General features: G+C 69.6%; 1 protein-coding gene and 1 tRNA gene. Both read left to right on the forward strand.

The features are described 5' to 3' along the window. The first annotated feature begins 54 nt into the window (after nucleotides 1-54). Nucleotides 55-128 (forward strand) — tRNA-Phe (locus LE181_RS31455). 181 nt (nucleotides 129-309) lie between these two features. Next, on the forward strand, nucleotides 310-4,299 hold the full coding sequence (gene hrpA, locus LE181_RS31460; protein WP_225664982.1) for an ATP-dependent RNA helicase HrpA: 3,990 nt from the start codon (nucleotides 310-312) through the stop codon (nucleotides 4,297-4,299). Nucleotides 4,300-4,438 lie beyond the last annotated feature (139 nt).

Here is a 4,438-nt window from a genome sequence, read left to right on the forward strand (position 1 = left end):
AGGCCGCGGGTTCAAATCCCGTCAGGACCGCTGTGATCACCTCGGTGATCACGTGGCTGGGTAGCTCAGTTGGTACGAGCGTCCGCCTGAAAAGCGGAAGGTCGCCGGTTCGACCCCGGCCCCAGCCACAGCCAGAAGGCCCCGATCCCCGGATCGGGGCCTTCGCCATTCCCCCCTCCCTGCGCCCGCCCACCCCGCGGCCACCGCGCCCGCGCCGCGCCGCCGCCCCGCGCATCCGGGGCGCAGGGACGCCACAGCCCCTAAATAGGTTCGCTGCTTCGCGGCGCGTGGTGCGATCCTGGACTTCGTATGTCTACGCAGCCTGCCGCCCCCGCCGCCTTCGCCGACCTCGCCGCCCGTCTGCCCGAGCTGATGCTGCGCGACGCGCAGCGGCTGGGCCGCCGGCTCGACGGGGCGCGCCGCATCCGCAAGCCCGAGGCCCGTGCGGCCGTCCTGGCCGAGATCGCGGCGGACGCCGACGCGGCCGAGCTGCGCGTCGCGGCCCGCCGGGAGGCCGTGCCGGCCGTCAGCTACCCCGAGCAGCTGCCGGTCAGCCAGAAGAAGGACGAGATCCTCGCGGCGATCCGCGACCACCAGGTCGTGATCGTCGCCGGTGAGACCGGCTCCGGCAAGACCACCCAGATCCCCAAGATCTGCCTGGAGCTCGGCCGCGGCGTCAAGGGCCTCATCGGCCACACCCAGCCGCGCCGGATCGCCGCCCGCACGGTGGCGGAGCGGGTCGCCGAGGAGCTGCGGACGCCGCTGGGCGAGGCGGTCGGCTGGAAGGTCCGCTTCACCGACCAGGTCGGCGGCGAGACCATGGTCAAGCTGATGACGGACGGCATCCTGCTCGCCGAGATCCAGACGGACCGCGAGCTGCGCCAGTACGACACGATCATCATCGACGAGGCGCACGAGCGCAGCCTCAACATCGACTTCCTGCTGGGCTACCTCGCCCAGCTGCTGCCCCGGCGCCCCGATCTCAAGATCGTGATCACGTCGGCGACGATCGACCCGGAGCGCTTCTCCCGCCACTTCGGCGACGCGCCGATCGTCGAGGTCTCCGGCCGGACGTATCCGGTGGAGGTCCGCTACCGGCCGTTGCTGGAGGAGGACTCCACCGACACCGACCGCGACCAGGTCACCGCGATCTGTGACGCCGTCGACGAGCTGCAGAAGGAGGGGCCGGGCGACATCCTGGTCTTCCTCTCCGGCGAGCGGGAGATCCGCGACACGGCGGACGCGCTGGAGAAGAAGTTCACCCGGACCGGGGGCGCCCTCGGGCAGAGCACCGAGATCCTTCCGCTCTACGCGCGCCTCTCCCACGCCGAGCAGCACCGCGTCTTCCAGCGTCACTCCGGCCGCCGTGTCGTCCTGGCCACGAACGTCGCCGAGACGTCGCTGACCGTGCCCGGCATCAAGTACGTCATCGACCCCGGCTTCGCCCGGATCTCCCGCTACAGCCACCGCACCAAGGTCCAGCGGCTGCCGATCGAGCCGGTCTCGCAGGCCAGCGCCAACCAGCGCAAGGGCCGCTGCGGCCGGACGAGCGACGGCGTCTGCATCCGGCTGTACTCGGAGGACGACTTCCTCGCGCGGCCGGAGTTCACGGACGCGGAGATCCTGCGGACGAACCTCGCCTCCGTCATCCTGCAGATGACCGCGGCCGGCCTCGGGGACATCGAGAAGTTCCCGTTCATCGACCCGCCGGACCGGCGCAACATCAAGGACGGCGTCGACCTGCTGCAGGAGCTCGGGGCGATAGACCCGCAGCAGAAGGATCCGAAGAAGCGGCTGACGCAGCTGGGCCGCAAGCTCTCGCAGCTGCCCGTCGACCCGCGCCTGGCCCGCATGGTGCTGGAGGCCGACCGCAACGGCTGCGCCCGCGAGGTCATGGTCATCGCCGCCGCGCTCTCCATCCAGGACCCGCGCGAGCGGCCGTCGGAGAAGCAGCAGCAGGCCGACCAGCACCACGCCCGCTTCAAGGACGAGACGAGCGACTTCCTCGCCTTCCTGAACCTGTGGCGGTACGTGCGCGAGCAGCAGAAGACGCTGTCGTCGTCCGCCTTCCGCCGCATGTGCAAGTCGGAGTTCCTGAACTACCTGCGCATACGCGAGTGGCAGGACATCTACTACCAGCTGCGCACGGTCGCCAAGACGATGGGGATCCACCTCGCCGAGGAGGACGCGGCGCCCGACCGCGTGCACCAGTCGCTGCTGGCGGGACTCCTGTCGCACATCGGCCTGAAGAACGCCGGGGTGGAGGGCGGCAAGGAAACAGCGAAGAACAACGAGTACCTCGGTGCCCGCAGCGCCAAGTTCGCGGTCTTCCCCGGTTCGGCGCTGTTCAAGAAGCCGCCGCGCTGGGTGATGTCGGCGGAGCTCGTCGAGACCTCCCGGCTCTGGGCCCGGGTGAACGCGAAGATCGAGCCGGAGTGGGTCGAGCCGCTCGCCCAGCACCTGGTCAAGCGCACCTACAGCGAGCCGCACTGGGAGCAGAAGCAGGCCGCGGTGATGGCGTACGAGCGGGTGACGCTCTACGGCGTGCCGATCGTGGCGCAGCGGAAGGTCAACTACGGGCGGATCGATCCGGAGACCAGCCGTGAGCTGTTCATCCGCAACGCGCTCGTCGAGGGTGACTGGCGCACGCACCACCAGTTCTTCCACGACAACCGCAAACTCCTCGGTGAGGTCGAGGAGCTGGAGCACCGTGCCCGTCGCCGCGACATCCTCGTGGACGACGAGACGCTCTTCGACTTCTACGACCAGAGACTGCCCGAACACGTGGTGTCGGGTGCACATTTCGACTCGTGGTGGAAGCACAAGCGCCGTGACGAGCCGGAGTTGCTCAACTTCGAGCATTCGATGCTCATCAACGAGAACGCGGAGGCGGTCACCAAGGCCGACTATCCGGACTCCTGGCGGCAGGGCCGGCTGAAGTTCAAGGTGACCTATCAGTTCGAGCCGGGTGCGGACGCGGACGGCGTGACCGTCCACATTCCGCTGCAGGTGCTCAACCAGGTCTCGGCCGAGGGCTTCGACTGGCAGATCCCGGGGCTGCGCGAGGACCTGGTGACGGAGCTGATCCGTTCGCTGCCCAAGCCGATCCGCCGGAACTGCGTCCCGGCCCCGAACTTCGCCCAGCGCTTCCTGGACTCCGCTGTCCCGCTCCAGGAGCCGCTGACGACGGCACTGGCCCGTGGGCTGCACCGGATGACGGCCGTGCGCATGGAGGCGGAGGACTTCGACCTCGGCAAGGTCCCCGACCACCTCAAGATCACCTTCCGGGTGGTCGACGAGCGCAAGCGGAAGATCGCCGAGGACAAGGACCTGGAGGCGCTGCGGCTGAAGCTCAAGCCGAAGACGCAGGCGGCGATCACCAAGGCGTTCGAGAAGGCCGCCGAGTCCTCGGGCGGCGCGCGCCTGGAGCAGCGCACGGGCCTGACCGCGTGGACGATCGGCGCCCTCCCGCGCACCTTCGAGACCCGTCGCGCCGGCCAGCCCGTCAAGGCGTATCCCGCGCTCGTCGACGAGGGCACGTCGGTGGCGGTGCGGCTCTTCGACACCGAGCCGGAGCAGCGCGAGGCCATGTGGCGCGGCACGCGCCGCCTCATCCTGCTGAACCTGCCGTCGAACCCGGCGAAGTTCGCCCAGGACAAGCTCGGCAATCAGCAGAAGCTGGCCCTGTCGCGCAATCCGCACGGCTCGATCCAGGCGCTCTTCGACGACTGCGTGGCCGGTGCCGCGGACAAGCTGATGGCGGCCCACGGCGGGCCCGCCTGGGACGAGGAGTCGTTCCGCAAGCTCTTCGACGCGGTGCGGGCCGACATCGTGGACGCGACGCTGGACACGATCCGCAAGGTGCAGGAGGTGCTGGCCGCCTGGCAGGCGTGCGAGCGCCGTCTGAAGGCCACGACGAGCCTGACGCTGGTGCCGTCGCTGACGGACGTCAAGGAGCAGCTGGCCGAGCTCGTGAAGCCGGGCTTCGTGACCGCGCACGGCGTGCACCGCCTGCACGACCTGCTGCGCTATCTCGTCGCCGTCGACCGGCGCCTGACGCAGCTGCCCACCAACGCCGACCGGGACCGTGCCCGGATGGCCAAGGTGAAGGAGATGCGCGACGAGTACCTGTGGCTGCTGGAACAGTTCCCGCGGGGCAAGCCGGTGCCGCAGGAGGCGCGGGACGTCCGCTGGATGATCGAGGAGCTCCGGGTGAGCTACTTCGCGCACGCGCTGGGCACCGCCTATCCGATCTCGGACAAGCGGATCGTCAAGGCGATCGACCAGTTGGCGCCCTAGGCGGCCGGCGCCGGCGACTGTGCTCCACGCCTCACCGGCCGGGGTTCGACCGCACCCCCTGACCTGCTGTAGAGTCTTGTTTCGCAGCCCCGCGGAAGCGGGAAAGCAAGCAAGGTCCTGTGGAGCAGTTTGGAGTGCT

The organism is Streptomyces sichuanensis (genome assembly GCF_020328095.1).
Lineage (GTDB): Bacteria > Actinomycetota > Actinomycetes > Streptomycetales > Streptomycetaceae > Streptomyces > Streptomyces cinnamoneus.